The following is a 26,751-nucleotide window of genomic DNA, read 5'->3' as shown; positions in this document are numbered from 1 at the left end:
CAGCGTAAAATATATTGGACTTAAAAAGCAAAAGGAGGAGATCTTTTGCGCTGGTGGTCAGAACTAGCCACGGCCTGCGCTTATATAGGAACAGTAATCGGTGCTGGCTTCGCCTCCGGTCAGGAATTAGTCCAGTTTTTCCTTATTTTAGGGCACCAGGCTTTAGCGTCCCTCCTCCTGGTTACCTGGCTTTTTAGCACAGGAGGTTTTCTCCTGCGCGCCTTGGCTTGCCGCCTGGGCACTACATCTTACCGGGATTTTCTGGACGCCTTTTTAGGCCAGGGGGGCCGAGTGGCCGACGGAGTGCTAATGGCTTTCCTCTTCGGCAGCCTGGTGATTATGTTTGCGGGTGCTGGAGCAGTGGTCCAGGAGCACTTGGGTTTCCCGGCCTGGGCGGGAGGTGCAGCAGCGGCTGGCTTTACACTGGTTACAGTAGTGGCCCGGAGCCGGGGAGTATTATTAGTAAATACCCTGTTAATACCGGTTTTGGTTATTTATCTCGCCCTTATTGGGCTTTATAACTTTCACTCAACTCCTGTAAAACCCCTGCCGGCAAGCTCCCCCTTTTTAGTCCCCAACTGGATTCTGAATAGCTTTCTCTATGTAACTTATAATATGGTAGGCCCTATTGTTTTGTTTACTTCCCTTCCACCCCATCAGGGGGGTAAATGGGGCGCCTTTGTTGGCGGGCTGATCCTGGGAATCTTAGCCTTGCTTCTCGTTGTAGCACTAGGCGGGCTGGGACAAGAGGAGGTAACCAGCCCGGTACCCGTCTTGGCCTTAGTCAATCGCCTACCCCCTCCCTGGCAAACCATCTATGCCTTCAATTTATGGGTGGCCATGGTAACTACGGCTATGACCTCGGCCTTTGGGCTCGTTGAGCGCCTGGCGCGGGGAGGATGTCTGACCCCTACCTGGATCAGCTTCTTAATCATCAGCTTGGCCCTACCCCTTTCAGGCCTAGGCTTCGCCCGCCTGGTAGGGTATATTTATCCCTTTTTCGGTTATCTTATTTTATTTCTTCTGCTGGGTGGCGGTCTCTGGCAGTGTCTAAAAAAGCTTAGGCGACAAAGGTAAAGCAAAGGGGCTTCTTCGGGAGGATTTTCGCCCGTAGTTGTCGAAAAATATGTATAATCAAGGGCCAGAAAGGGGTGCATATAAATTTATGCCAGCCCGATCACGGGGGACAAAAATAAAACAGGGATACCGCTTTACCGGTGTGCTCCTTTTAGCCGTGGCCCTTCTATTTCTTTGGAGCTATGGCTGTGGACGCAAAACCCGGGTGTCTGCTACACCTGCACCTGCTTCTGTTAAGCAGACCCGCCCTATTTTATACGAGCATGAGTTGCGGCAGGTGTTAATCTACCATGCTACCTCCGATCTTCGCTATCTGGTGCCGGTGACGGTAGTTATCAATCCTACCCGTGAGGTAGCCAAAACAGCAGTAGAAAAGCTCCTGGCCGGTCCGGCGGAAGACAGTCTGGCTCGTACCATGCCCGAAGGAGTTAAGCTTAGGGAGGTATATTCCTTCTCAGGGGAAAAAATAGCTTACGTGGATTTGACTAGCGATCTTCTTAAGCTTAAGAATACCAGAGAGGCCGACTTGGCCGTTAGGTCGCTGATACTTACCCTTACCGAGTTAAAAGACATTGAAGGAGTCAGAATCTTAGTAGAAGGGCAGGTTATACCAGAACTGGTAGGGATAAAACTGGATGAAACCTTTAAGCGCCCACCATGGATAAATAGCCTCCTTAAAGGTCAACAAAAAGTAACTACAGTTCAGGTGTACTTCAGTGACAAGAATGCCCTGCACCTCATACCGGTTGCCCTGGCTGCCCAGGCAACCAAAGAAGAAGATTTGCCCCGAGCAGCTCTAATAGCCCTTTTAACGGGACCGCCCGAGGATAGCGGCCTGCTCCCCACTGTCTGGCCAGGTACCAGGTTGAGAAACTTTTATATTCAAGATGGGATAGCCTTTGTAGACTTAAGTAGGGAAGCCATCGCCTACGGTGGGGGATCCACTGCGGAAACCATTTTTATAAATTCCCTCCTATGGACCCTGACTCAATTTCCCTCCATCAATAGAGTACAATTGTTGATCGAGGGGGAGAAAAAGGATTACCTGCCGGAGGGTACTCCTATTAAAGAACCCCTACCCCGTCCGGGATACCTTAATGTGGTCCATAAATAGGGTGGGGTTTTGAGGGGTCCCCAGCAAGATTTAGCTTGCTGGGGACACTGCTCAATGGAGATCGATCTGGATGCGCTTTTGGCGTTGCCGGGCAGCCTTCGGGATGCGAATTTCCAGGATACCGTTCTTGTAAGAAGCTGTTGCTTTTTCTGGTTCCACTTCTGCCGGCAGGCTGATGGTCCGGGAAAAGGTGCCGTAAAAGCGTTCGGAGCGGAAGTAGTCTTGCTGAGTAGCCTCCTGGGCGCGCTTGACCTCGCCCCGGACGGTGAGGCTGTTCTCCGTGGCCGTAATTTCTACGTCGTCCTTGGAGACCAGGCCGGGCAACTCGGCGGTGACCACTACTTCCGAGGCCGTCTGGTAAAGGTCGATGCGCGGTCCGGCTTCCAGCGGGCCAAACCACCTTCCTAACCAATTACGCATCATTTCTTCCCGCAAATCGGCTAGCTCACGCCAGGGTCGCCAGGGTGTAATCTCCACGGGCTATCACCCTCCCTTAACCTAATGTTTACTTATTAGCTTTTATAGTTTGGGCGATATTATGCATGAAAAGGAGTTTGATCAAAGCTGATGGGGGAAATTATGGAGGCAAACCAAATTCCGGTCGCGGAATACCAGCAAAGGGTAGCTCTTTTTCAAAAAAAGCTACAGGAAAAAGAGTTGGACGGAGCGCTGATTTACCAGAAGGCGGATCTTTTTTATTTAAGCGGAACAGCTCAGGATTGCCACCTTTTTGTCCCTGCCACAGGTGAGCCTTGTTTGCTAGTGTATCAAGATTTTGAACGCGTTAAAGAGGAGACTGCCTGGGAAAAAGTAATACCTCTCTCTAGTTTGAGAGACATATTCGCTTGTCTGAGAGATCTGGGCTTCCTGCCCTCGAGACGGCTGGGGTTAGAGATGGATATTATTTCCTGGAAGGTTTTCACCCGTTACCAGAAAGCCCTTCCAGATTGTGAGTGGGAGGATATTAGCCCTGACATTCGTTCCTTGCGCGCAATTAAGTCAGCCCAGGAACTTCAAGCTTTGCGCCAGTCCGCAACCAAACATGCGGCCGTATTTCGTTACATAGGAGAATGGGTGAAGCCGGGGATGACAGAACTGGAAATTGCTGCTGAGTTTGAAGCACATGCCCGCCGCTTGGGACACCAGGGCAGGGTGCGCTTCCGAGGTTATGAGCAAGGCATGCCCCCTGGCATGGTAGCCGCCGGAGTGAATGCGGCTTATGGTGCCGGGAACCCCTGGACTTTGATCGGCCGCGGGTTATCCGCCTTCTATCCTATGGGTGCTAGCACCCGTAAATGGGAGAAAGGAGAGCCCCTGGTAATCGATTATGCCGGAGTATACGGCGATTATCTTGTAGATCAAACGCGAGTATATTTTGCCGGAGAAGTTCCCCGACACTTGCGGGAGGCGCAAAAAGTGGCGGAGGAAATTGCTGTCCTGGTGGCAGATCGGGCCAGGCCCGGAGTAACCGCGGGAGAACTTTACGATCTGGCTTTGAGGAAGGCCCAAGAAGCTGGGCTGGCCGAACACTTCATGGGCTGGGGCAAGCAGGCGGTTTATATCGGCCACGGCGTGGGGCTGGAACTTAACGAGTGGCCGGTTCTGGCTCGAGGGGACAGGACTGTACTGGCTTGCGGTATGGTCATTGCCGTGGAACCCAAATTTGTCTTCCCCGGCATAGGAGCGGTAGGAGTAGAGGATACTTACGTAGTGACGGAAGCCGGCGCAGAAGCTTTAACCAGTTGCTAAATTATACTCTGGATCTTATAATGGCAGGAAGAAACCGAGGTGGCTAAAATGGAACCAAAGGAATTGCTGCGCCGTTTGCCGGCTGTCCATGAAATATTACAATGTCCGGAACTGGCCACGGCTGTGGAACAGGACCGGATAAGGGCCAGGACTTGTGTCCGGCAGGTGCTAAATAATTGGCGGGAACGCATTTTGCGGGAGAAAATAAATCCTCCTCTACCCCAGGAATTGGCAGCTGAGGCAGCTGCCCTTTTTAGCCATATGGACCGGCCCAGCTTGCGCAGGATAATTAACGCTACCGGAGTTGTCCTACATACTAATCTTGGCCGAGCTATTTTAAGCCCGTCGGCCTTGGCTGCTGTAGAGATGTGCGCGGGGCATTATACCAATTTAGAGTTAGACCTAGCTACCGGGGAAAGGGGCAGCCGCTATAGCCACGTGGTGGGTCTGCTCCGTGAGATCACCGGCGCCGAGGCGGCCCTGGTGGTAAACAACAATGCTGCAGCGGTACTCCTATGCCTGGCAGCCCTGGCCGCCGGGCGGGAGACCATCGTGTCCCGCGGCCAGCTGGTGGAGATCGGAGGCGCTTTTCGGGTGCCGGAAGTTATGGCCCAGAGCGGCACTCGGCTGGTAGAAGTCGGCACTACCAATAAGACTTATATTAACGATTATGAAAGGGCTATTACCCCCGATACTGCTTTGCTCCTCAAGGTCCATCCCAGCAATTACCGGATCTTGGGCTTTACCCAGGAAGTAACTACGGCCGAACTGGTAAGCCTTGGCCGCAAGTATAATATCCCTGTAATGGAAGACCTAGGCAGCGGCTGCTTCCTGGACCTGAAAAGTTACGGTTTAAGGGACGAGCCTACTGTGCAGGAAGAAGTCGCTGCCGGTGTGGACCTTCTTACTTTCAGCGGGGACAAGTTGCTGGGCGGACCGCAGGCAGGGATCATTGTAGGCCGGGAATATCTAATTAAAACTATTGCCAAGCATCCCTTAAACCGGGCCCTGCGCATAGACAAGATGACCCTGGCCGCCTTGGAAGCTACCTTAAGGGCCTACCGGGACCCGGAGAAGGCGCGCCGGGAAATACCAGCTTTGTGGCTTTTAACTATGCCCCAGGAGGAGCTCAAGCAGCGGGCAAAAAAGCTGTATCAACTTTTGGCGGAAAAATTGGGGCAGAAAGCCGAACTCAAGTTAAGCCAAGTGTTCTCCCAGGTCGGAGGCGGCGCGTTGCCCCTAGCCGAGATACCTTCGTGGGGGATAACAGTGCGGCCCTTCCAATTCAGCGCGGCCCAAACGGCAGAGCGGCTGCGCCAGGGAGAACCTCCTGTCCTCACCCGAATACAGGAGGATGCCCTCGTCCTGGACATACGCACTGTTTTACCAGGGGAAGAGATAGAGTTAGTCCGGGTTTTGGTCAAGGTTTTAGAATGAGGGGGAAGCACCTTGGATTATGTGGTCATAGGGACGGCTGGCCATGTAGATCACGGCAAAACAGAGCTAGTCAAGTCCTTAACCGGTGTGGATACCGATCGGTTAAAGGAGGAAAAGGAGCGGGGTATTTCTATAGAGTTGGGATTTGCGCCTTTAAGTTTGCCCGACGGTCGCCAGCTAGGGCTGGTAGATGTGCCGGGCCACGAACGTTTTATCCGCCAGATGTTGGCCGGAGTGGCAGGCATTGATTTGGTGCTTTTAGTGGTAGCCGCCGATGAGGGGGTTATGCCTCAAACTAAGGAACATCTGGCCATAATCGACCTTTTGCAGATCAAGAGGGGTATCCTGGTCCTGACCAAGATAGATCTGGTGGAGGAAGAGTGGCTGGCCTTGGTAGAAGAAGAGGTGCGAGAGGCGGTTAAAGGGACCGTACTGGAAAACGCTCCCCTAGTGCGGGTTTCGGCCCTGACGGGGGAGGGGATACCGGAGTTAAGGGAGCTCTTAGCCAGGCTTACCCGGGAGATACCGCCACGACCAGTGGCGGGCAGGATAAGATTGCCCGTTGACCGGGTATTTTCCCTGCCCGGTTTTGGCACTATTGTGACCGGAACCTTGTGGTCGGGGACTATTAAGGTAGGCAGTGAAGTAGAAATCCAGCCAGAGGGCTTAAAGAGCAGGGCGCGGGGTCTACAGGTTCACGGCCGGCCGGTGGACCGGGCCCAGGCGGGCCAGCGGGTTGCAATTAACCTTTCGGGGATAGAAGTAGAAGACGTTCACCGGGGGAGTGTTTTGGTGGAGCCAGGTCTGTGGCAACCGGTCCTGAGGCTGGATGTCAGTCTAAAACTTTTGCCTGAGGTAAAGCCCTTAAAGCACAGGCAGCGAGTACGCTTTTACCTGGGCACCAAAGAAGCCTTTGGCCGGGTGGTTTTGCTGGACAGGGAGGAGCTGGAAGGCGGCGCAACTGCTTTTGCCCAGCTCCTGTTAGAGGAACCGGTGGTAGCCGCACCCCGGGATCGTTTCATCCTCCGCACTTATTCTCCCCTGGAGACCATCGGTGGGGGTGAAATCATTGCCGTAAATCCGCCCCACCACCGGCGCTTCCAGGAGGAAGTGATTAAAACTCTGGCCAAGCGCCTGACCGGCACGTCTGGAGATATCCTGCTGTCTATAGTTGGTGAAGAAAGGGAAGGGGTGGAACTCCGCCGGGCAGCAGCCCGCGCAGCTCTGGGCTGGCAGGAGGCCCAGCAAATTTTAACACAGGCGGCCCAGGAGGGGAAGGTTATCCTTTTGCCGGCGGCTGAGGGGGATTCCTATGTGGTTACCCCAGCGGTTTTAGAACGCTGGTGGAAAATGGCCCGCGAGGCCCTGGAAGAATTTCACCGGCGTTATCCTTTAAGGGCTGGACTGCCCAAGGAGGAGTTGAGGACGCGTTTCTTTGACCGACTCGACTGGCGTACCTTCCAGGGATTGCTGGAACATTGGGTAAAGAAAGGGAAAATTGAGCTAGCTGGCAATAGTATTGTATTGGCCGGTTATAGGACGGAAATGGATGCTCGCCAGAAGAAGGCTGTAGAACAGCTCGTGGAGAGGTATAGGCAAGGCCATTTTCAACCGCCTTCGCCAGAAGAGGCCTGTAAAGATTTGGGTTTATCTCCGGCTGAACTGGAAGAATTGTTACATTACCTCGCTCGCCAGGGTATCTTAGTCAAGGTGACTGAAGGGCTTTATTTTCACCAGGAGGCTCTGAAGGCAGCCCAAGAAAAGATAAGAAAACTAGGAGAGAAGGGGACTTTTACCCTGGCTGAGGCGCGCGACGTTTTGGGGAGCTCACGCAAGTATGTTTTGCCCCTCCTGGAATATTTGGACCAAATAAAGTTCACCCGGCGTATAGGCGATAAGAGGATAGTGGTCGGTTAAAGCTTTACAGGGGTGAAGCAAACATGAAAGTGGTGGTAAGCCTTTCCCGGCGGACAGAGCCCTATTTTTATGCTGAAAGGCTGGCGAGCTTTTTAAGCAGCCGTTATCCGCCGGAGCGAGTCCATACGGTGGTGGTCTGGACCAAGTTCCCCCAGGCGGTTTTAGACCGAATGCGCAGGGTGCTCAAGGCTTACTCCCAAGTTTATGTGCATCTTACCATCACGGGGTTAGGAGGTACTCCGGTAGAGCCCAGGGTTCCTCCGCCGGAACAAACCCTGGCCCAGATTCCAGCCCTTATAGATTTTCTGGGCGACCCCCGTCGCCTAAGGGTGCGACCTGACCCTCTGCTCATTTTCCAGCGCGGCCGGGAGACCTTTTCCAATATAGAAACGGCAGCCGGCATCATACGAGAGGCGGCGGCTCTGGGAGTACAAACCTTTTCCACTTCTTTTGTGGAGCTCTACCCCAAAGTAAAGCGCAGGTTGGAGCAGCGGGGGTGGAGTGCTGCCCCTTTTACTGCGGCGAAGCGTCAACAGGTCTGGAACCAGCTAGCCGGTGTAGCAGCTTTATACGGGGCGACCCTTCATGCCTGCTGTATCCCGGAACGGCCGCTTTCCCGTTGCATTGATGGACACCTTTTAACCGCCCTTCACCCTGGGGGTGAGCCATGCCGCCTGGATAAAGCTCAAGGCCAGCGAACCCGGTGCGGGTGTACCCATTCTGTTGACCTGGGTTGGTATAATATGAGCTGCCCTTCCGGTTGCCTTTACTGTTACGCCAACGCTATTTAGGGATTTTGACTAAAACACAATATTTACGAAGTCTTCCTTCGCTACCACTGGAGCAGAAGGGGAGCAGAAGCGGAGTGGAAGCGGAGAGGGTCTTCGGTACCCAGCGTAATGGATTTAGCGAACAAACTGGATATATTGCAGACAACCGGAGTTGTGGGAAAAAGCCAGCGTCAGACTGGGAATGAGACTTATTATCTTCGGTGAAAAAAGACTTGCTTTCACGATAGGCCTGTGCTAAAATTTGTTGCAAACTAAAGGATAAAGTCAAAGCTAAAATGATGAGGGGGAGGAGGCGCGGCCCACTCCGGTAGGCGAGAGAGCTGGTGGCTGGTGGGAACCAGCCCGGAGGCTGCTGCCAGGCACCCCTGAGTGGCCGGTGAGAAATCCGCTTTGAGGGGTTCCTTAGCGGAGCAAATCGGCCCGGTCATGTCCGTTACGCATGCAGAGGGGGTCAGGATAGGCTTTGAGGGCCTTCCTGGCCAAGTAGGGTGGCACCGCGGGTTAACTCCCGTCCCTGACGAAAAAGGCAGGGACGGGAGTTTTTATTTAGTGAGATTTAAAGCAAGGGGGAAGGATTGGAGTATGACTGACAAGCAAATATTGCTTCTACCGGGGCCTACACCGGTACCGCCCCGGGTGGCTATGGCCATGGCCCGGCCTGCCATCAATCACCGGGGCCCCGAATTCGCCGAACTTCTGCACGAGGTAACCACGGGTCTAAAAGACGTCTTCCAGACCCAAAACGACGTAGTCATCCTGACTGCTTCCGGGACGGGCGGCATGGAGGCAGCAGTGGCCAATCTGCTCTCTCCAGGGGAGAAGGCTTTAGCCGTTACCATTGGCGCTTTCGGGGAGCGGTTTATTAAAATAGCTCGCAGTTTTGAAGTAGAAGTAGAGGTGATGGCCTTTCCCTATGGGCAGGCGGCTGACCCGGAAGCCATCGCTACCAGGCTGGCCAAGGATATACGAAGGGAGATAAAGGCTATTCTGGTACAGCACAACGAAACTTCTACCGGCGTGCTTAATGATATTCGCGCCATCAGCGAGGCCCGCGGTGGACACCCGGCTTTGCTAGTAGTAGATACCATCAGCGGCTTGATTGCAGCCGACTTGCCGGTGGACGCCTGGGGAGTGGATGTAGCCATTGCAGGCTCCCAGAAAGCCTTTATGCTGCCACCGGGCTTGACCATGCTTAGCCTAAATGAGCGAGCCTGGGAAGCGGTTGAACACTGTACTAATCGGCGGTATTACTTGGACCTTAAGGCAGCCCGGAATTATGGGGCAAGGGGGCAGACACCTTATACGCCTGCAGTCTCCCTTCTCTTCGGCCTTAAAGAGGCCCTCAAGATAGTGTCTGAGGAGACTTTAGCCGGCAGCTTTCGGCGCCATGCCCTGCTGCGGGATATGGTGAGGGCCGGCCTGCGAGCCCTGGGGCTGGAGCTTCTGGCGGCGGATGAAGTGGCGTCTCCTTCTGTAACTGCAGTAAAAGTGCCGGAGGGGCTAAGACCTTCCGCCATAACCGTGCCTTTAAGGGAGAAGCACGGAGTAGTGGTAGCCGGCGGTCAGGGGCAGGCAAAGGATAGCATCTTCAGAATCGGCCATTTGGGTTACGTCAACTGTAACGATATTTTAGCCGGCCTGGCTGCCCTGGAAGAGGTTCTGGGTGAGCTGGGACTGCGGAGTCCCGATGGTGCCGGTGTGGCGGCTGCCCTGAAGGTATATCAGGAACGGCAAGTCTAAGTTATCTCTGGTTTTGAACCCAGACATGTTTGTTTGGCTTGCGCTCGCTTAGCTTCCCTCGCGGCAGGACGTTTGTTAGGGATAAATTGAATATAACTTAAGGGGGAGGATGGTTTGCTGTGCGGGTACTTGCTTTAGATAATATAGATCCCCAAGGGATAAGGGTCCTGCAAGAAGCAGGCTTAGAAGTTGAGGCCCGGGGCAAAATGGACGGCGATGAGCTGAAAAAAGTGTTGTCCGAATATGAGGCCTTGATTGTGCGCAGTGCAACCCAGGTTACTGCTGCCGCCCTGGCCGGGGCTAAAAAGCTACGGATCATCGGGCGGGCCGGTGTAGGTATTGATAATATTGACGTGGCAGCTGCTACCGAAAGGGGTATCCTAGTAGTCAATGCGCCGGAAGGCAATACTGTAGCAGCGGCCGAGCATACCCTGGCCCTTATGCTGGCCCTGGCCAGGAATGTTCCCCAGGCCAATATGCTTTTAAAGCAAGGGGTATGGGAAAAGAAAAAATTCTTGGGAGTAGAGCTGCGCCATAAAACCCTGGGGATATTGGGCCTGGGCAAAATCGGTAGCGAAGTAGCGCGGAGAGCCCGTGCCTTTGATATGCGACTTGTCGCCTATGACCCTTATGTCCAGCCGGAACAAGCAGAGCGCCTGGAAGTAACCCTCTTATCTTTATCCGAGGTATTACAAGAAGCCGATTTTCTCACCATTCACCTCCCGCTAACTAAGGATACCTATCATCTCCTGGGCCGCGAAGAATTGTTTAGACTTAAGCCCGGTGCGCGCCTGCTCAATGTAGCCCGGGGCGGCATCGTGGATGAGGAAGCTCTTTATGAAGCCCTTTGTTCGGGGCACTTAGCAGGCGCAGCTCTGGATGTTTTTGAAGAAGAACCCCTAACCGAGAGCCCTCTCTTCAAATTAGATAACGTTATCGTGACCCCCCACCTCGGCGCCTCTACGGCTGAAGCCCAGGTGGCGGTGGCCCTGGAAGTAGCTCGGGATATTGTCCGCTGCCTCCGAGGTGAGCCGGTCCTAAATGCCGTAAATATACCAGTAGTACGCGGGCCACTTTGGGAAAACCTTAAACCTTATTTGCAGCTGGTGGAGAAACTGGGAAGCTTCTTGTCCCAGCTCATGGAAGGGCCTATCCTGGAGGTAGAGCTGACTACCATCGGGGATCTGGCTCAATATGACCTGTCGCCCTTAACTAATTCTTTCTTAAAAGGGCTACTTAGACCCTTGCTGGGGGATGCGGTCAACTACGTTAATGCTCCGGTGGTAGCTAAGAAGCGGGGTATCCGGGTGCGCGAAAATAAGAGCCGGGAGATGGGCTATTATACTAACTTGATAACAGCAGTTATTAAAGGCAGGCGAGAGAGCTATTCCGTAGCGGGAACAGTAAATCAGGCCGGTGAACCGCGCCTGGTAGGCCTTAACGGCTATAACCTCGATGCTGAGCTTAAAGGGCACATGCTGGTCATACCCCACATCGACCGCCCGAAAATTATCGGGCCCGTAGGCCTGGCCATCGGCAATTATGGCATTAACATTGCTGCCATGCAGGTGGGCCGGCGGGAGGCGGGAGGGGAAGCTGTTATGATTATGAGCATCGATTCGGAAGTGCCGAGGGAGGTACTGGGAGCTATCCGCCAGGTGGATGGTGTGCTGGATGTGCGTTATCTGCGCGTGTAAAATCCGATGGCAGCTACCGAGACGGGTTAAAGAGAATTTGCTAAAAGGCGGAGAATAGTGTAATAATAGTGGCAGGACCAACCAGGGACCTTGGCAAAAGGGGGATGCTTTTTGCTGGATATTAAATTATTACGCCAGAATCCAGAACTGGTAGCCCAGGGCTTAAGGCGCCGGGGTTTAACCGCTCCTCTGGAACATTTTCTGGAGCTGGATGCACGCCGTCGCAGTTTGCTTACCGAGGTAGAAGGGTTAAAGAACAGGCGCAATACAGTTTCTACGGAGATTGCTCGCCTAAAAAAAGAGGGTACTGAGGTAGAGGACTTGATCGCCGAAATGCGGGAAGTCTCCCGGCTTATTAAAGAACTAGATGCTGAAGTCCAGGCTGTAGAAGAAAAGCTGGCCCAGGAAATGCTCAATATTCCTAATCTGCCCCACCCTTCAGTACCGGATGGTCTAAGCGATGCTGATAACCAAGTGGTCCGGGTCTGGGGGGAAAGGCCTGCCTTTACCTTTGAACCGCGACCGCACTGGGAAATAGCCGAGAGACTGGGCATTATAGATTTTGAGCGCGGGTCTAAAGTAGCAGGAGCGCGGTTTGTTTTTTACCGGGGTGCTGGCGCCAAACTCGAGCGCGCTCTCATAAATTTTATGCTGGACCTGCATACGGAAAAACACGGTTATATAGAGGTTTTTCCGCCTTACCTCGTCAACAGCAGTGCCATGATCGGGACGGGGCAACTCCCTAAATTTGCGGAGGACATGTTCCATGTGACCGGTACAGATTATTATCTTATCCCCACCGCTGAGGTGCCGGTAACCAACTTGTACCGCGAAGAGATTCTGGACGGAGATCTTCTACCTATTTATCACGTGGCCTATAGTGCCTGTTTTCGGGCGGAGGCAGGAGCAGCCGGTAGGGAAACGCGGGGACTTATCCGCCAGCACCAGTTTAATAAGGTAGAGCTGGTAAAATTCACCCGGCCGGAAGAATCTTACGAAGAACTGGAAAAGATGACCCGGGACGCGGAGGAAGTGCTCCGGCTTCTGGGTTTGCCCTACCGGGTGGTCCTCCTTTGTGCAGGTGACTTGGGCTTTGCTGCGGCTAAGACCTATGACCTAGAAGTGTGGTTCCCGGCAGCCGGTACCTACCGGGAGATATCGTCGTGCAGCAATTGCGAAGATTTCCAGGCTCGCCGGGCCAATATCCGTTTCCGTCCGGCACCGAAAGGGAAACTCCGCTATGTCCATACTTTAAACGGCTCGGGGGTGGCAGTTGGCCGCACGGTGGCTGCCCTTTTAGAAAACTACCAGCAGGAAGATGGTTCAGTTATAATTCCTCCTGCCTTGAGGCCTTACATGGGCGGACTGGAGGTCATACGGCCGATTAGCCCTTAGGTTAGGGTATCCACCCCTTTGCTTAGGTATAAAGGGGGAATGGGGATGCTAAAGGCTGCTCTGGAGGGCATTTTAAGCCGTAATTGGTACCTTGTATTCTTTATCTATGGACTAGCTTTCTTCCTTATGGGGTTTAGTATTGCCCTCCAGGCTAGGCGTCACAGCGCCTTTCGCCTGGGACAGAATCTCCGCCTGCTGGCCGGCTTTGGCCTGCTCCATGGCGCAGCCGAATGGGCCTATATTTTCCTTTCCCCTAATCTTGTGGCTGAAGGTTGGGAAACCCTTAGGGGAGCTGTATTAAATGGGGGTCATGCCATTTTGATCGCCACTTCTTTTGGCTTTCTGTTGGCCTTTGGCGGCGGCCTTCTAACCAGCACCTGGGGGTGGTCGCGGGGTTGGCAGAGGGTGCCCTTTTTATTGCTGGGGATATGGCTATGGATTTTCCTTGCTTACCGCCCCAGCGATCCCGCCCGGGCGCCGGAATGGCTTGCTTTTACGGAAATAATAGCTCGCTATTTTTTGGCTCTGCCAGGGGCCCTCTTAAGCTCCCTGGCTCTAAATCTTCAGCGCAGCGAAATCAGGGGCTTAAGTTATCCTCCCTTGGAGCGCAGCCTCGGAGGAGCTTCCCTAGCCTTTGCCCTTTACTCTTTGGCTGGCGGGCTCGTGGTACCTCCGGCTCCCTTCTTTCCGGCCAACTTTCTCAATACCTCCCTTTTGCTGCAATTAGGCTTGCCGGTCCAATTTTTACGGGCCATTGCCGGTGTTTTTATGGCCTATTTCATTGTTCGCAGCCTCGATTTGTACGAAATAGAAAGCCAAAGAAGGCTAGAGGATCTGCGCCAGCGAGAGCTGATCTGGTTGGAAAGAGAGCGTATCCGGCGGGACCTCCATGATGGCGTCATCCAGGCTGTCTACGGTCTGGTTCTCGGGCTGGATCACGCTTTGACCCTGGTAAATAAAGAACCCGCCGCCTGTTCAGCCAAGCTTAAAAGTTTAAGGGACCGGGCTGATGCCCTCATTGCCGAGTTGCGCCATTATATCCAGGAGCTCCACATTCCCTCTGATTTGCCGCCTAAGGCAGTAACTATTCTGGAGGATTTGCTGGCTGATTTTACGGCCACCACCCATTTAAGGCCTGATTTCCGCCTGAGGGGTCTGCAGGAAAAGGATCTGGCCCCTAAGCAAAGGGAACACTTTTACCATATGGCGGCTGAGATCCTGAGCAATGTCCGGCGGCACGCGGCTGCTAGCAAGGTAGTGATAGAACTGGATCTGGGAAGTGCCGGGGTGCGCTTGACTATCCGGGATAACGGGGTGGGCTTTGTTCCGGAGAGGGCTATCTCCCGCGGGGGTATGGGGCTTCTTAATTTACGTGAACGGGCCGCCTTGGCCGGGGGATGGGTGGATATTCAAAGCCGTCCCGGAGAGGGTACTGAAGTTTCGGTGTGGGTACCCTATGAGGCGACGGAAGGGGGAGAGGGTCGTGGCCATTAGAGTCATGCTGGTAGAAGATCATGCCATTGTCCGGGAGGGCCTGCAGGCCTTGTTGGCGATGGAGGAAGGCATTGAAATAGTCGGTGAGGCCGGTACCGGGGAGGAAGCCCTGGAGGTGGCGGCCAGGACCAGCCCCCAGGTGGTAGTAATGGATCTACGCCTGCCCAATATGAGCGGTATAGAAGCCACCCGTGCTTTAAAAGAATCCTTTCCGGAAATAAAAGTTGTCGTCCTCAGCATGTATGATGATGAGGAGGTAGTCATGCGGGCCTTGAGGGCTGGGGCAGCAGGCTATGTACTTAAAAGGGCTGGGGTGGTGGAGCTCGTGAAGGCTATTCGCCTGGTGGCTAAGGGTGAGGTTTACCTGGACTCAGCTATTGCCAGGCGGGTAGTGGAGGGTCTGCAGAAGGAAGGAGCAGAAGAGGAACGCAAGAGAGCTGAGATGGGGCATGAACTCACCCCCCGGGAAGAGCAGATCTTGCGGCTGGTAGCCCGGGGGTTGACTAACTCCGAGATTGCCCGCCAGCTATACATAAGTGTAAAAACTGTCCAGGCCCACCGGGCAAACCTGATGAAAAAGCTGGGCGTCCATGACCGGGTCGAGCTGGTGAAATATGCCCTGAAAAAAGGCCTTCTAAAACTAGAAGAGGGAAGGGATTAGCAAGTATAACGACCGGTTTTTAGGGTTAACATCCTAGGGTATACACCTTAGAATAAAATAAGGCCCGTGGCTAATAGAAAGGGCTTCCTCCAGACTTTATAGTAAAGATAGAGATTTCAAGCACAAAGCTGGAGGGGGTCAATATGCTAAATCTTTTGCGGAGCGAACGCCTGGCACTCCTTTGGACCCTGCTCAGGATCTGGCTGGGGTGGCAATGGCTGGAGGCCGGTTTGCACAAGCTTTCGGATCCTAAGTGGATGGCAGGAGGAGAGGCTCTAAAAGGCTTCTGGGCTAAGGCGGTAGGAGCCTTGCCCAATACCCAGCCAGCCATTAAGTACGGCTGGTACAAAGCATTTATCCAGGGTTTGCTGGATGGTAAGCATTATACTTGGTTTGCTAAGCTCGTAGTTTTTGGTGAAATTTTAACCGGCATAGCCTTAATCCTCGGGGTAGTTACTGTGTTTGCCCTTCTGGTCGGCGCCTTTATGAATCTGAACTTTATGTTGGCAGGTACCGCCAGTACTAATCCCGTGCTATATACTGTATCCATCTTACTTCTCCTCGCAGGACCAGCAGCTTACCAGTACGGCCTTGACCGCTACGTGCTCCCTTATCTGCGACAATTCCGTAATAAGAGAGAAGCTTTGGCGAGCTAGTTATAGGGCTGAATCCCTCAACAAGGAGCCTCGGTGTTCTGCCGAGGCTTTTCTGATTCTTGGCCGGCAGCGGGTTTAATAATAACGTTCATTGATCTTTCTTGCTCAATATGCTATGATATCTGCGTTTCTTCAGGCAGGAAGGTGGTTGTACGATGGATCCCCTCCCACGATCATTGGTATATACGTACCTTTTCCCAATCTGTAATAAACTAACTGGTGGGGGATTGCGTCGTTTGGCCTCCTTGCCGTACCGGAATCCCCCGCCTGAAAGGGGGAATTGAAGATAGAGGGTCTGGATTTAACTATCGAGCACTTCCGGCGGTGGATCGAGGAAAGAAATTACTGGGCTTTAAAAGAGCGCCTGATCCGGCTCCCGGTGCAGGATATCGCCGAAGTCTTAAACCAGCTGGATGCCAAAAGCAGCTTGCTGGCCTTTAGGCTTCTACCCAAAGAAAAGGCCGTGGAAGTATTTGCTTATCTTTCAGAAAAGATCAGGACCGCTTTTTCCCAGATGATCGCCGAAGATGAATTAAAGAGCTTAGTGGAAGATCTCTTTTTTGACGACAAGATCGACTTTCTGGAAGAAATGCCGGCCAACGTGGTGAAGAAAATCCTGCAGCGCACGCCAGAAAGCGAGCGGAAGCTGATCAACCAGTTCTTAAATTACCCGGAGGACTCGGCTGGCAGCATAATGACCATCGAGTTTGTGGATCTGTTCCAGGAGATGACAGTGGCTGAGGCCCTGGAACATATACGCTATACCGGGCCAGATAAGGAGACTATTTACACCTGCTACGTCATCGACCAGGAACGCCGCCTGCAGGGGGCTATTTCCCTTAAAGACCTGGTCCTGGCCCGGCCCGAGGTCAAAATTAAAGAAATAATGGCCCGGGAGGTCATTGCCGTTAAAACCTATGAGGACCGGGAGATAGTTGCCGCCCTTTTCAAAAAGTACGATCTCCTGGCCATGCCGGTGGTAGACCAGGAAAACCGGCTGGTGGGTATCATTACCATCGACGATGTGGTGGACGTTTTGGAGGCGGAAGCCACCGAGGACTTTCAAAGGATAGGCGGTATTAGCCCGACGGAAGAGTCGTACCTGGCCCAAAATGTTTTTCGTCTGGCCAGGAACCGCCTATTCTGGCTGCTGGCTCTTATGGTGTCAGCCACCTTTACCGGGAGGATAATACAGCGCTTTGAGACGGTACTGCAAGGGATGGTCATACTGGCCGCTTTCATTCCCATGCTCATGGACACTGGCGGCAATGCCGGATCCCAGTCCTCCACTTTAGTCATCCGAAGTTTGGCCCTAGGGGAACTCAAACCGCGGGATGCGTGGAGGGTATTGGCTAGGGAGGCCGGGGTGAGTCTTATTGTGGGCCTAGTTTTAGGAACTGTTAATTTCCTGCGCCTTGTTTTTTTCGAGAAAGTAAGCCTCAATATCGCTGTAGTAGTGACCGTTACGTTGGTGGTCACCGTTTTCCTGGCGAAAAGCGTGGGAGGCCTTTTACCCCTGATAGCCAAGAGGATTAAAATCGATCCGGCCATTATGGCCAGCCCCCTTATTACTACCATTGTAGATGCCCTGACCTTGATAGTGTACTTTAATGTAGCTTCCTTGCTTCTGGACCTGTAGAGAGGGCTCTTAATAAGCCCTTAAGCGACGGTAGAAAGGGCAAGGGTTTTTGACAGCTTTGTTGACAGGGTATTACTTTTATGCTAAATTAGGTTAGGTATTCCTGGCGCGTTAAACGTTAGAGGAGGTGGCCGGCAGTGCGTATAGGTATAACCCTGGAGTGTACCGAATGCAAGCGCCGGAATTATACTACCACGAAAAACAAAAAGAATGATCCCAATCGCCTTGAGCTTAAGAAATACTGCAGCTATTGTGGCAGGCATACTCTGCATAAAGAAACCAAATAGGATGTGAGGTAAGCATGGTGACCAAATCAGTAGCCAAGCCTGCCAGCAATAAAGCCAAATTGGGCGAAAGAGCGTTAAAGTTTTTTAAAGGTTCCTGGTCAGAACTGAAAAAAGTCCACTGGCCTGCCCGGCGGGAACTAGCCGTCTACACGGGGGTAGTGCTGGTTTCTATACTTATTGTAGGGGTATTATTATGGATTATGGATTCCATTTACAGCTTTTTGTTTAAACTGATTCTGTAGAGGGATAACATTATGGAAAAGGCCTGGTATGTTATCCACACCTACTCCGGGTATGAAAATAAAGTTAAGGCTAATCTGGAAAAGCGCGTAGAATCCATGAATATGGGGGACAAGATTTTCCGCATTGTAGTCCCCATGGAGGATGAAATCCAAATCAAAGATGGCAAGCGGAAAATTACCAAGCGGAGGGTTTACCCCGGATATGTGCTGGTGGAAATGATTTTAACCGATGATTCGTGGTATGTGGTGCGCAATACTCCGGGGGTAACAGGATTTGTTGGCGCCGGCAACAAGCCTATCCCTCTGCAGGAGGAAGAAGTAAGGCATATCCTCCAGCGAACAGGTGTTGATACTCCGCGGCCGCGGATCGATGTTAGTATAGGAGAAAATGTCCGGGTGATAAGCGGCCCCTTTGAAAATTTCATTGGTACGGTGGAGGAGATCCACCCGGACAAGGGCAAATTAAAGGTTCTGGTTTCTATGTTTGGCCGGGAAACACCCGTAGAGCTGGAATTTGACCAGATAGAGAAACTTGATTAAAGATGGGGACGGGAGGTGGTAAGATGGCTAAGAAAGTAGTGGCGGTTGTTAAACTGCAAGTGCCGGCAGGTAAAGCGACACCTGCTCCCCCAGTGGGTCCTGCCCTGGGCCAGCACGGGGTTAATATAATGGCCTTTGTAAAAGAATTCAATGAGCGCACGGCAGCTCAGGCGGGATTAATTATCCCGGTAGAAATTACCATCTATGAAGACCGTTCCTTCACTTTTATCACCAAAACGCCGCCGGCCTCGGTTTTGCTAAAGAAGGCTTTGGGCCTCGAGACAGCTTCAGGCGAGCCCAACCGCAAAAAGGTGGGCAAAGTATCCCGGGCCACCATCAGGGAAATTGCCGAACTAAAAATGAAGGACCTGAATGCCAATGATATTGAGGCGGCCATGAGGATGATTGAAGGGACTGCCCGCAGCATGGGCATTGAAGTAGAGGGCTGAGTTTATGTTTTCCCGGGGTGGGAGGAGCAATCCGCCAGAACCACAAGGAGGAATGTTAATGCCTAAGCATGGTAAAAAATACTTAGAAGCTAAAAAGCTAGTGGACCGCCAGCGGCTTTATGATCCGGCTGAGGCCATTGGCCTAGTAAAAAAGACGGCTATAGCTAATTTTGACGAAACGGTGGAAGTAGCCATCCGCCTGGGAGTTGACCCCCGGCATGCCGATCAACAGGTGCGGGGTACAGTAGTCCTGCCCCACGGCACCGGCAAGACCCGACGGGTTCTGGTATTTGCTAAAGGTGACAAGGCCAAGGAAGCCGAAGAAGCCGGAGCTGATATTGTGGGTGCCGAAGAACTAGTAGAGAAAATCCAGGGAGGCTGGCTGGATTTTGATGTAGCCATTGCCACCCCAGATATGATGGGTGTAGTAGGGAAGCTGGGGCGGATTTTGGGCCCGCGGGGGCTAATGCCCAACCCCAAAACCGGTACGGTAACTATGGATATAGCCCGTGCGGTTAAGGAAGTCAAAGCAGGAAAAATCGAATTCAGGGTGGATAAGGCAGGTATTGTTCACGCACCTATTGGTAAAGTTAGTTTTCCCGAAGAAAGGCTTCAGGAAAATTTTCGGGCTCTTATAGAGGCGGTGATCAGGGCCAAGCCGGCCGCGGCCAAGGGCCAGTACATCAGGGCTATAAGCCTTTCCTCTACTATGGGTCCGGGAGTTAAGGTTAACCCTCTTAAAGCCGTACCGCGCTAATTTAACAATTGAATTATAACTTGGCAACCGGAGACAGCAGGTGCTCCTCTTGAGGAGCTTAAAACAAGCCTGCCGAGGTTGGCGGTATAATACTTCTTTCTTTTAAGCGAGAAAGAAGGGAGCTCCTGCTGTCCTGCAGGAGCTTTATATTTTTTTAGCCCAGGAGAGGGGGTGCTAGGGTTTGAGCAAGCAGCGGGAAGCTAAAGCAGCTGTGGTCCATGAAATAAAGGGTAAACTCAGCCAATCCTTGGCCTTTGTCCTGGCCGATTACCGAGGTTTAAATGTGGCCGAGATTACCCAATTGAGGCGGCAACTGCGGGAAGCAGGGGCAGAGCTAAAGGTAGTAAAGAACACCCTCACCAGGATAGCTGCCCGGGATCTAGGCCTTCAAGGCCTGGACCCTTACCTGGAAGGACCCACGGCCATAGTCTTTACCTATAATGACCCTGTGGCTCCCGCCAAGATACTGTCTGGCTTTGCCAGGACCAAAGAAAACTTCAAACTTAAAGCTGGCATGCTGCAGGGCAAGATCATTAGCCCGGCAGAAATAAGGGCTTTAGCCGAACTTCCGCCCAGGGAAGAGTTACTGGCCAAAGTGGTGGGCGGCTTACAAGGCCCCCTCTACGGTCTGGTCAATGTTTTGGCTGGGCCCTTGCGCAACTTGGTTTATGTTTTGGAGGCCGTACGCAAACAAAAGGAAGCCTCTTAAAGAAGCATTTTAAAAGATTATCGAAGAAATTTTAAAGATTGAGGAGGAACGAAGGGAATATGAGCAAAGTGGCTGAGATTGTAGAAGCTGTAAAAGGGATGACAGTGTTAGAGTTGGCGGAGCTAGTGAAAGCCTTGGAAGAAGAATTTGGCGTGAGCGCTGCCGCGCCAGTGGCCGTGGCTGTAACTCCTGGTGCGGCCGCAGCTCCTGCTGAGGCTGCCGTTGAGGAACAAACAGAGTTTGATGTAATTCTCAAGGCTCCCGGCGACAAGAAGATCAATGTTATCAAAGTTGTGCGGGAGATTACGGGTCTTGGCCTTAAGGAAGCCAAGGATCTGGTAGACGGTGCGCCTAAGCCGGTTAAGGAGAAGGTCAGCAAGGAAGAGGCTGAAAGTATTAAGGCTAAGCTGGAAGAAGCAGGAGCTGTAGTAGAGATAAAATAGCGATCTGGAAAGGAGCAGAAGCTGGTGGTTTGTTAAGTTAACCACCGGCTTCTGCTTTTTGACATTAAAGGTCTTATGGAAACCAATTAAAAATGGAGAAAATGGCACCACGAAAGTATACGATGAGCTGATAACGTTGCTCAAATTATATGGCGGTGCTAAGGATTAATTTACGCAGGTTCTGTAAACCTATCCGGCGGGTTTCCACGGGTATCTGGGCATAATCAAAGAACTCTAGGATTTTTTCTTCCGCCAGGGGTGTTACTCCCGTATCTAGGAGTAGAATTCGATCATAAATGGCAAAATTTTGACGGGCATCAATACTATCCCAACCAAGCCCGTTTATAAATATGTTTTTCCAGTTCTCCAGCCATCCAGGGGTCAGATAAAAGGTCTTGGCTTCCTGATTTAGTTTTATCATTTCTTCTCCTAGTAACATTTCGATGCAATTGCGTGCTGGTATTATTGATGCTCCGCAATGCCGGGCTAATACTTCCATTTCTGGATGACAACTTGTCCCGTAGACCAGAAGTAATTTTTTGCTCTTTCTGGATAAGTTGGCGATAGTATCTTCTAATATGCTGTATAGCTTATTGAGATCCACGTGTAGTGCCGGCTCTAGGTATACACGGGCAGATATATTATTATTGTCCGGGAAACCTTCATTAAAGATTTGTTCCAGTTCCTTTTGTAAAATGCCACAACAAATAAGGCATTTTGACACGTCCGGATCCCCCTTGCCTTTACGATGGTTAGTTATATAATACGTTCGTTTTTCTTCCAGCGATGCTAAAAATTTTACATTAATGTTCGATGGTAATGGCCCTCCTCCAATTTGGACTTAAACGACCAATACTCAGCGGATCGCATTATTGCGCTGAAATTTTTCGTAAAAAGCCCTGGATGTCAGATATTTTAGGTGGTATAGTTGGAACTAAATCAAAACGTAGACTGAAACTTCTTTTTTGTGACGCCAGGGGAAGGTGAAGCCAATGAAACGTTGTCTCCTATGTCTACAAGAATTACCCATATTTCGAGGATTGGACCAATCTGAGTTTGCCAATGTCTGTTATAGCGCAACGAAAAAACGGATTACAAAAGGCAGTTTTTTATTTTTCCAGGGTGAACCGGCCAACACCGTCTATTTAATCAAGGCGGGCAAGTTTAAACTTGTGCAAGTTACTGATGAAGGGCGGGAAAGAATCCTTGATGTCATTGGACCTGGAGAAGTACTTGGTGAGACAGCACTGTTTCAGAAGCAGGGTCAGGAACACCTGTTTAGTGCAATTGCTATGGAAGAAGCCATGGTGTGTTGTTTTAGCCGACAACAGTTTGAAAAACTACTTCAACAAAATCCTGGTTTTGCCGTAAAAATTATCGGTTATCTTGGGCAAAAATTATATGACACTACGCAACAACTTAGTGAAGCGATAGGTATACCGGTAAAAGAAAAATTATTACGGTTGTTAATTAAGTTGGCTGACGAGTATGGACGGAAAATACCCAGTGGAACGATCATAGAGTTGGAGATTACCCAACAGGAATTGGCCAACATGATAGGTGCCTCGCGAGTCATGGTAGCCCAAGTCTTGAAAGAATTAAGGAAAATGGACATTGTTGATCGCCATGGGAAATGTTATATTTTGAAAACCGACCCATGTATTGAAAAGTATTTTTCCTAAAAAACGACTTTCTTTACAAGGAGCTGGCAGACCTCCGGAGGCGGAATCGCATGTTAAGTAAAAAATTTTACAACCTCCGCCTGTTAACTCCTGTATACTTGGTTAAAAACAAGCCTTAAAGGAGGTAAGCCTGATGGTTATCACAAAAGAAATTCAAGAGTTAATCCCCCAGGCCCCTATTATTCCTATCGTTACTGTATCGTCCCAAGGAGAGCCCCACCTGATTGTTGTAGGCCAAGTGAAGGAGGTGCGGGAAGGGGATATTCTCGTTTTCAGCATCTATAAAATGTATAGAACTCAGCAGAATATCCAAGATACCGGAAAAATGCAAATAGTCATTGCTACCCGCGAGGGTAGTCCCAAGGGGTACCGCCTTATCGGAAAGGCATGTGTCGAGGAACAACAAGTTCTATTTAAAGCGGAAAAAGCGGAGGCACTATTATAAAAATAGTGCTGTCCCACGAGGCACCGGCATTTTTGCTGGTGCTTTTTTGTGTGTGCCCGGCAGCGCTAATTCGATGGTGAAAGCCCACTGCAGGAGAGACACCACCAGCCTGCTAGCCAAGGGCAAGGGTGTCCACCGCGAGCTGGAATCTATTGGTGCGCCGGTTCATGAACAGGGCACCGGCCCCCATGGGCGGCTCCTCCTCTACACGCGGGGAATGATGTGGCCACGCAAATCGATGAGCCTGGTCATGGGGGTAGGTAAAAAACTACCAGCCAGTGCCGACAGCCATTGCTACTACTGTAGCTCACGCCGTACTTGCCCTTTGAGCCAGTTCCAGGGAAATACCTGACTGTTTAGTTTCTCGTCAGCAATAATTTGGCCTGCGATTTGACTGAGGGTCGGAGGAGGAAACTCCTCCACCCACTCTATCACCGGAAACAGGAGGGTACAAGGTAGTAAATGCTGGGCTAGCGGTACCTGTTGTAAGAATAAAATACGAGAAAAGAATCAATTTTAAGCAGGAATTTATCTTTAGAAGTAGAATATAGTGTTATTAAAACAGGTTGCCCCACAAAATTCTTGAGGGGAGCGACATAGTTCTTCCATATGAGGGGGCTAGAAAATGGGTGACGTAATGCGGCCGATTCCGTTCAGGAAACTCTTAAACTGGATACTGGAAGAGTACAAGAGATACCAGAGCATGTTTGGTGTACCGCAGGAAAAATTTTTTCAAAAGAGGAGCAACGTCTACCTAAAATTGTTCGGAGAATATTTGGGGAACGCTATTGGACCGGCTGCCGGTCCGCACACGCAACTGGCCCAGAATATCGTGGCTTCCTACCTCTGTGGAGGCAGGTTTTTTGAGCTTAAGACTGTACAGATACTGGACAAACTGGAGCTGGCCAAACCCTGCATCGACGCTGAAGATGAGGGCTACAATGTTGAATGGTCAACCGAACTCTCCATTGAGGAAGCCTTGGAAGAATATGTTAAGGCGTGGTTTTTGCTACACGTTTTAGAGAGAGAAATGGGCGGATTGGGGCCACGCTCCTTTATGTTTAATATGAGCGTGGGTTATGATTTGGAGGGCATTAAGTCCCCTAAAGTTGATAGATTCATAGAAGCGCTCAAGGATGCCACGAACACCCAAATTTTTCAAGGGTGCAAGAGAGTATTAAAAGAAGAAATTAAGAGATTTTCTGGCGTGGATGAAAAATTCGTCGATGAGATTTCACCTAATATATGTAATTCAGTCACCCTCTCTACTCTACATGGCTGCCCGCCAGGAGAAATTGAAGCCATTTGCAAGTATCTTTTAGCCGAGAAAAAGTTGCATACCTTTGTGAAGTTAAACCCCACTCTTTTAGGCTATGAATTCGTAAAAGATGCCTTGAACAGAATGGGTTATAATTACATCCAGCTCAAGGAAGAGTCCTTTGCCCACGACCTGCAATACGCAGACGGCGTGAATTTATTAAAGCGGGTTCAAGCTTTTGCCCAGGAGCAGCAAAGGAGCTTCGGCGTAAAACTTTCCAATACCTTGCCGGTAAAAATAACCAGGGGTGAACTGCCTGGCGAGGAAATGTATATGTCGGGCAGGGCCTTATATCCCTTAACCATTAATTTGGCCTATAAGCTCGCTGCGGAATTTAACGGTCGACTTAAAATTTCCTACGCTGGCGGAGGAGATGCTTTTAATATCGCTCGCATCTTCGAGACAGGAATATGGCCCATTACCGTAGCCACGACCCTCTTAAAGCCCGGTGGTTATCTGAGACTAAGGCAAATGGCGGAGGAGCTGGAAGCCCGCCTGGAGGATGGCCAAAAGGATGTCATAAATTTGGAGAAGCTGGAAGAACTGGCGGCCAGCGTCTTTAAAGATTCGAACTACCATAAAGAAAAAAGAAGGGTAAAAAGCAGGAAAATAGCCAAGGCCCTACCTTTGACTGATTGCTTTGTGGCCCCCTGTACCGTTGGGTGTCCTATCGGGCAGGATGTCCCCGAGTATATAAGGCTGGTCGGGGAAAAAAGATACCTGGAGGCCTATGAACTTATAACTGAAAAGAACCCGCTCCCCTTCATTACGGGAACCCTCTGTCCTCAGTTCTGTGCCTCTAAATGTACCCGTCTCGATTATGAGGAACCGGTGTGCATTCGCGAAATGAAAAGGATAGCCGCCGAAAACGGTTACCAGGATTATCTACAAAAATTAAAGAAAGCAGAGAAGAGGGGCTCTGCCAAGGTAGCAATCATCGGGGCGGGCCCTTCGGGTCTGGCTGCTGGTTATTTCCTGGCCAGGGCCGGCCTGGATGTTACTATCTTTGATCAAAAGGAAAAACCGGGCGGTACCGTACAGTACGTTATTCCGCATTTCCGCATTTCCAGGGAAGCCATAGAAAACGACCTGGAGCTGATCAAGAAGGCGGGTGTCAAGTTTGAGCTGGGCATAAATCCCGATTTTTCCGTGGATAAGCTCAAGCGGGACGGCTATAAATATGTATACCTGGCCCTAGGGGCTACCAAATCTAATCCCTTAGAACTTAAGACCGGCGCAGAGAAGGTAATAAACGCCCTCGAATTCCTGGAACAGTTTAACAAGAATAGAGAAGCCGTGAGGCTGGGCAAAAATGTGGCCGTTATAGGCGGCGGGGACACGGCCATGGATGCGGCTAGGGCAGCTCTGCGGGTGGACGGCGTAGAAAAGGTTTATATCATCTACAGAAGAACTAAAGAGTATATGCCGGCCAACAGAGAAGAACTAAAAGCCGCCCTGGAGGAAGGTATAGTCTTTAAAGAGCTCTTGTCCCCGTATTCCTGGTCTGAAGGTATGCTTAGGTGTCAAAAGATGGAACTGGGCGAACCTGATGCTTCGGGAAGGCTGAGAGCTATTCCTAAAGAGGGTGAGTTTGAAGAAGTTCCTGTGGATGCCATTATATCCGCCATTGGCCAAGCGGTGGACTATGAGATTCTAAAGAAAAACGGTATCCAGGTTAGTGAACGAGGAGAAATTACCGTTAATCCGGCCACTTATGAAACTAATCTGGAAAATGTATTTATTGGTGGAGACGCCCTGCGCGGACCCTCAACAATAGTTCAGGCCATTGCTGATGGAAGCAAGGTGGCCAGGGCCATTTTAGAGAAAGAAGCTATGGCTACCGCCCAGGGCAGGGTAATGCCCTCCTTTGACGAGAAGAAGAGGCTGCAGGAGATTATCCAGAAAAAAGGTATTCTCAAAGGGGCTTCCCCGGACATGAGGGAAGAACATGAGAGATGTTTAGAATGCGGCTTTGTTTGTAATATTTGCGTAGAAGTATGCCCCAACAGGGCCAACATTGCTGTTGGGAACCAGATCGTTCACGTGGACGGAATGTGCAATGAATGCGGAAACTGTGCGACCTTCTGCCCTTATGATGGCGCTCCTTACAAGGATAAATTAACTCTTTTCTGGAGTGAAGATGACTTTGCCAACAGCCAAAACAACGGTTTCCTTTTAGTAGAAGATGGGGAGGAACCGGTCTTTAAGCTGCGGGTTGACAACCGGGTAATGACGGTAAAATTTGATGCAGCTGGCCGGGCTGAGGTGGGTCCTGATGTGGACCTGCTCAAAGGGGTGTTACACCTCATCTGGACGACCTTCAGGGGATACAAGTATTTGTTTTAACTCCGTCTTTCATCGCTAGCTTGAAAACCTTATGGCTGCTGCCTTTCTGGTAGGGGTAACTGATAACCCCTACCAGTTTGTTTTGTTTTATTTTATCCAACACATCCCCCGGTAAGATTCCGTCGTGAGCGATTCATACCCCCTCGGGTTAGACTTTAAATGAGTT

Annotated in this window: 26 protein-coding genes and 2 other annotated features; of the genes, 24 read left to right on the top strand and 2 right to left on the bottom strand. The window is 51.2% G+C overall.

All coding sequences use genetic code 11. The annotated features are described in order from the left end of the window. Positions 1-45: 45 nt before the first annotated feature. Together AC1BI1_RS10685 and AC1BI1_RS10680 are read left to right on the top strand one after the other, a co-directional pair. The gene (locus tag AC1BI1_RS10685; protein WP_476717278.1) at positions 46-1,077 is read left to right on the top strand and encodes a YkvI family membrane protein; all 1,032 of its coding nucleotides are present in this window, start codon (positions 46-48) and stop codon (positions 1,075-1,077) included. Between the two features lie 88 nt (positions 1,078-1,165). Continuing rightward, entirely contained in the window at positions 1,166-2,191 is a 1,026-nt protein-coding gene (locus AC1BI1_RS10680) for a GerMN domain-containing protein (RefSeq protein ID WP_476717277.1), read from the top strand. Positions 2,192-2,242: 51 nt separating this feature from the next. Here AC1BI1_RS10680 and AC1BI1_RS10675 read toward each other — a convergent pair whose 3' ends face one another. Further along, positions 2,243-2,668, bottom strand: coding sequence for an Hsp20/alpha crystallin family protein (locus AC1BI1_RS10675; RefSeq protein WP_476717276.1), 426 nt, complete (start codon positions 2,666-2,668; stop codon positions 2,243-2,245). 102 nt (positions 2,669-2,770) lie between these two features. Between AC1BI1_RS10675 and AC1BI1_RS10670 the strand changes: the two genes are divergently transcribed. The 18 genes from AC1BI1_RS10670 (at position 2,771) to rplL (ending at position 20,794) form a co-directional block, all read left to right on the top strand. After that, on the top strand, positions 2,771-3,940 hold the full coding sequence (locus AC1BI1_RS10670) for a M24 family metallopeptidase (RefSeq protein WP_476717275.1): 1,170 nt from the start codon (positions 2,771-2,773) through the stop codon (positions 3,938-3,940). Positions 3,941-3,988: 48 nt separating this feature from the next. Further along, a complete protein-coding gene (gene selA, locus AC1BI1_RS10665) occupies positions 3,989-5,377 on the top strand; it encodes an L-seryl-tRNA(Sec) selenium transferase (RefSeq protein ID WP_476717310.1) in 1,389 nt (462 codons plus the stop codon). Positions 5,378-5,398: 21 nt separating this feature from the next. Then, positions 5,399-7,294 (top strand): selenocysteine-specific translation elongation factor, encoded by a 1,896-nt coding sequence (selB, locus tag AC1BI1_RS10660; RefSeq protein ID WP_476717309.1) that lies wholly within the window; start codon positions 5,399-5,401, stop codon positions 7,292-7,294. 23 nt (positions 7,295-7,317) lie between these two features. Continuing rightward, entirely contained in the window at positions 7,318-8,085 is a 768-nt protein-coding gene (locus AC1BI1_RS10655) for a DUF1848 family protein (protein WP_476717274.1), read from the top strand. A gap of 269 nt (positions 8,086-8,354) precedes the next feature. Beyond that, positions 8,355-8,604, top strand: a binding site (T-box leader). Positions 8,605-8,667: 63 nt separating this feature from the next. Then, positions 8,668-9,825, top strand: a complete 1,158-nt coding sequence (locus tag AC1BI1_RS10650; RefSeq protein ID WP_476717273.1) for a pyridoxal-phosphate-dependent aminotransferase family protein — start codon at positions 8,668-8,670, stop codon at positions 9,823-9,825. Positions 9,826-9,944: 119 nt separating this feature from the next. Beyond that, a complete protein-coding gene (gene serA, locus AC1BI1_RS10645) occupies positions 9,945-11,522 on the top strand; it encodes a phosphoglycerate dehydrogenase (RefSeq protein WP_476717272.1) in 1,578 nt (525 codons plus the stop codon). Positions 11,523-11,633: 111 nt separating this feature from the next. Beyond that, positions 11,634-12,917, top strand: coding sequence for a serine--tRNA ligase (gene serS / locus AC1BI1_RS10640; RefSeq protein ID WP_476717271.1), 1,284 nt, complete (start codon positions 11,634-11,636; stop codon positions 12,915-12,917). 45 nt (positions 12,918-12,962) lie between these two features. Further along, positions 12,963-14,411 carry a sensor histidine kinase gene (locus AC1BI1_RS10635; RefSeq protein ID WP_476717270.1) on the top strand — a complete coding sequence of 483 codons (1,449 nt, stop codon included), beginning with the start codon at positions 12,963-12,965 and terminating at the stop codon, positions 14,409-14,411. After that, a complete protein-coding gene (locus AC1BI1_RS10630) occupies positions 14,401-15,072 on the top strand; it encodes a response regulator (RefSeq protein WP_476717269.1) in 672 nt (223 codons plus the stop codon). The genes AC1BI1_RS10635 and AC1BI1_RS10630 overlap by 11 nt, the downstream gene beginning before the upstream one ends. 143 nt (positions 15,073-15,215) lie before the next feature. Then, complete coding sequence (locus AC1BI1_RS10625; protein ID WP_476717268.1) at positions 15,216-15,728, top strand: TQO small subunit DoxD; 513 nt, start codon at positions 15,216-15,218, stop codon at positions 15,726-15,728. Between the two features lie 307 nt (positions 15,729-16,035). Beyond that, complete coding sequence (mgtE, locus tag AC1BI1_RS10620) at positions 16,036-17,367, top strand: magnesium transporter (RefSeq protein WP_476717308.1); 1,332 nt, start codon at positions 16,036-16,038, stop codon at positions 17,365-17,367. Between the two features lie 137 nt (positions 17,368-17,504). Continuing rightward, complete coding sequence (rpmG, locus tag AC1BI1_RS10615) at positions 17,505-17,654, top strand: 50S ribosomal protein L33 (protein WP_476717267.1); 150 nt, start codon at positions 17,505-17,507, stop codon at positions 17,652-17,654. A 14-nt stretch (positions 17,655-17,668) separates the two neighbouring features. Further along, a complete protein-coding gene (secE, locus tag AC1BI1_RS10610; RefSeq protein WP_476717266.1) occupies positions 17,669-17,896 on the top strand; it encodes a preprotein translocase subunit SecE in 228 nt (75 codons plus the stop codon). A gap of 12 nt (positions 17,897-17,908) precedes the next feature. Next, positions 17,909-18,436, top strand: coding sequence for a transcription termination/antitermination protein NusG (nusG, locus tag AC1BI1_RS10605; protein WP_476717265.1), 528 nt, complete (start codon positions 17,909-17,911; stop codon positions 18,434-18,436). A gap of 23 nt (positions 18,437-18,459) precedes the next feature. Beyond that, the gene (rplK, locus tag AC1BI1_RS10600) at positions 18,460-18,885 is read left to right on the top strand and encodes a 50S ribosomal protein L11 (protein ID WP_476717264.1); all 426 of its coding nucleotides are present in this window, start codon (positions 18,460-18,462) and stop codon (positions 18,883-18,885) included. A gap of 58 nt (positions 18,886-18,943) precedes the next feature. Continuing rightward, positions 18,944-19,642, top strand: a complete 699-nt coding sequence (gene rplA, locus AC1BI1_RS10595; protein WP_476717263.1) for a 50S ribosomal protein L1 — start codon at positions 18,944-18,946, stop codon at positions 19,640-19,642. A gap of 9 nt (positions 19,643-19,651) precedes the next feature. Then, positions 19,652-19,800, top strand: a sequence feature (ribosomal protein L10 leader region). A gap of 23 nt (positions 19,801-19,823) precedes the next feature. Continuing rightward, the gene (rplJ, locus tag AC1BI1_RS10590; RefSeq protein WP_476717262.1) at positions 19,824-20,351 is read left to right on the top strand and encodes a 50S ribosomal protein L10; all 528 of its coding nucleotides are present in this window, start codon (positions 19,824-19,826) and stop codon (positions 20,349-20,351) included. A gap of 59 nt (positions 20,352-20,410) precedes the next feature. Then, positions 20,411-20,794 (top strand): 50S ribosomal protein L7/L12, encoded by a 384-nt coding sequence (gene rplL, locus AC1BI1_RS10585; RefSeq protein WP_476717261.1) that lies wholly within the window; start codon positions 20,411-20,413, stop codon positions 20,792-20,794. 145 nt (positions 20,795-20,939) lie between these two features. On the opposite strand, the gene AC1BI1_RS10580 is transcribed toward rplL, so the two are convergent. Continuing rightward, a complete protein-coding gene (locus AC1BI1_RS10580) occupies positions 20,940-21,518 on the bottom strand; it encodes a DUF1638 domain-containing protein (protein ID WP_476717260.1) in 579 nt (192 codons plus the stop codon). A gap of 268 nt (positions 21,519-21,786) precedes the next feature. Here AC1BI1_RS10580 and AC1BI1_RS10575 point away from each other — a divergent pair, with 268 nt between their 5' ends. From AC1BI1_RS10575 to ygfK, 4 genes are all read left to right on the top strand, one after another. Continuing rightward, positions 21,787-22,476 carry a Crp/Fnr family transcriptional regulator gene (locus AC1BI1_RS10575; RefSeq protein WP_476717259.1) on the top strand — a complete coding sequence of 230 codons (690 nt, stop codon included), beginning with the start codon at positions 21,787-21,789 and terminating at the stop codon, positions 22,474-22,476. 133 nt (positions 22,477-22,609) lie between these two features. Continuing rightward, a complete protein-coding gene (locus tag AC1BI1_RS10570; RefSeq protein ID WP_476717258.1) occupies positions 22,610-22,921 on the top strand; it encodes a pyridoxamine 5'-phosphate oxidase family protein in 312 nt (103 codons plus the stop codon). A 73-nt stretch (positions 22,922-22,994) separates the two neighbouring features. Continuing rightward, positions 22,995-23,273: a hypothetical protein gene (locus tag AC1BI1_RS10565; protein ID WP_476717257.1), complete on the top strand. Its 279-nt coding sequence runs from the start codon at positions 22,995-22,997 to the stop codon at positions 23,271-23,273. A gap of 273 nt (positions 23,274-23,546) precedes the next feature. Next, positions 23,547-26,585, top strand: coding sequence for a putative selenate reductase subunit YgfK (gene ygfK, locus AC1BI1_RS10560; protein ID WP_476717256.1), 3,039 nt, complete (start codon positions 23,547-23,549; stop codon positions 26,583-26,585). The last annotated feature ends 166 nt before the right edge of the window (positions 26,586-26,751 follow it).

The organism is Thermanaeromonas sp. DSM 22490 (assembly GCF_056378755.1).
Note: the sequence above shows the minus strand (reverse complement) of the source record. Positions and strands in the feature narration are given on the sequence as shown.

What these genes read in the sequence shown, in the direction of transcription:
- AC1BI1_RS10680 (WP_476717277.1), top strand. Translation starts at nt 1,166, where the DNA reads ATGCCAGCCCGATCACGGGGGACAAAAATAAAACAGGGATACCGCTTT.
- AC1BI1_RS10670 (WP_476717275.1), top strand. Translation starts at nt 2,771, where the DNA reads ATGGAGGCAAACCAAATTCCGGTCGCGGAATACCAGCAAAGGGTAGCT.
- selA (WP_476717310.1), top strand. Translation starts at nt 3,989, where the DNA reads ATGGAACCAAAGGAATTGCTGCGCCGTTTGCCGGCTGTCCATGAAATA.
- AC1BI1_RS10655 (WP_476717274.1), top strand. Translation starts at nt 7,318, where the DNA reads ATGAAAGTGGTGGTAAGCCTTTCCCGGCGGACAGAGCCCTATTTTTAT.
- AC1BI1_RS10650 (WP_476717273.1), top strand. Translation starts at nt 8,668, where the DNA reads ATGACTGACAAGCAAATATTGCTTCTACCGGGGCCTACACCGGTACCG.
- AC1BI1_RS10635 (WP_476717270.1), top strand. Translation starts at nt 12,963, where the DNA reads ATGCTAAAGGCTGCTCTGGAGGGCATTTTAAGCCGTAATTGGTACCTT.
- AC1BI1_RS10625 (WP_476717268.1), top strand. Translation starts at nt 15,216, where the DNA reads ATGCTAAATCTTTTGCGGAGCGAACGCCTGGCACTCCTTTGGACCCTG.
- secE (WP_476717266.1), top strand. Translation starts at nt 17,669, where the DNA reads ATGGTGACCAAATCAGTAGCCAAGCCTGCCAGCAATAAAGCCAAATTG.
- nusG (WP_476717265.1), top strand. Translation starts at nt 17,909, where the DNA reads ATGGAAAAGGCCTGGTATGTTATCCACACCTACTCCGGGTATGAAAAT.
- rplK (WP_476717264.1), top strand. Translation starts at nt 18,460, where the DNA reads ATGGCTAAGAAAGTAGTGGCGGTTGTTAAACTGCAAGTGCCGGCAGGT.
- rplA (WP_476717263.1), top strand. Translation starts at nt 18,944, where the DNA reads ATGCCTAAGCATGGTAAAAAATACTTAGAAGCTAAAAAGCTAGTGGAC.
- rplL (WP_476717261.1), top strand. Translation starts at nt 20,411, where the DNA reads ATGAGCAAAGTGGCTGAGATTGTAGAAGCTGTAAAAGGGATGACAGTG.
- AC1BI1_RS10575 (WP_476717259.1), top strand. Translation starts at nt 21,787, where the DNA reads ATGAAACGTTGTCTCCTATGTCTACAAGAATTACCCATATTTCGAGGA.
- AC1BI1_RS10570 (WP_476717258.1), top strand. Translation starts at nt 22,610, where the DNA reads ATGGTTATCACAAAAGAAATTCAAGAGTTAATCCCCCAGGCCCCTATT.
- AC1BI1_RS10565 (WP_476717257.1), top strand. Translation starts at nt 22,995, where the DNA reads ATGGTGAAAGCCCACTGCAGGAGAGACACCACCAGCCTGCTAGCCAAG.
- ygfK (WP_476717256.1), top strand. Translation starts at nt 23,547, where the DNA reads ATGGGTGACGTAATGCGGCCGATTCCGTTCAGGAAACTCTTAAACTGG.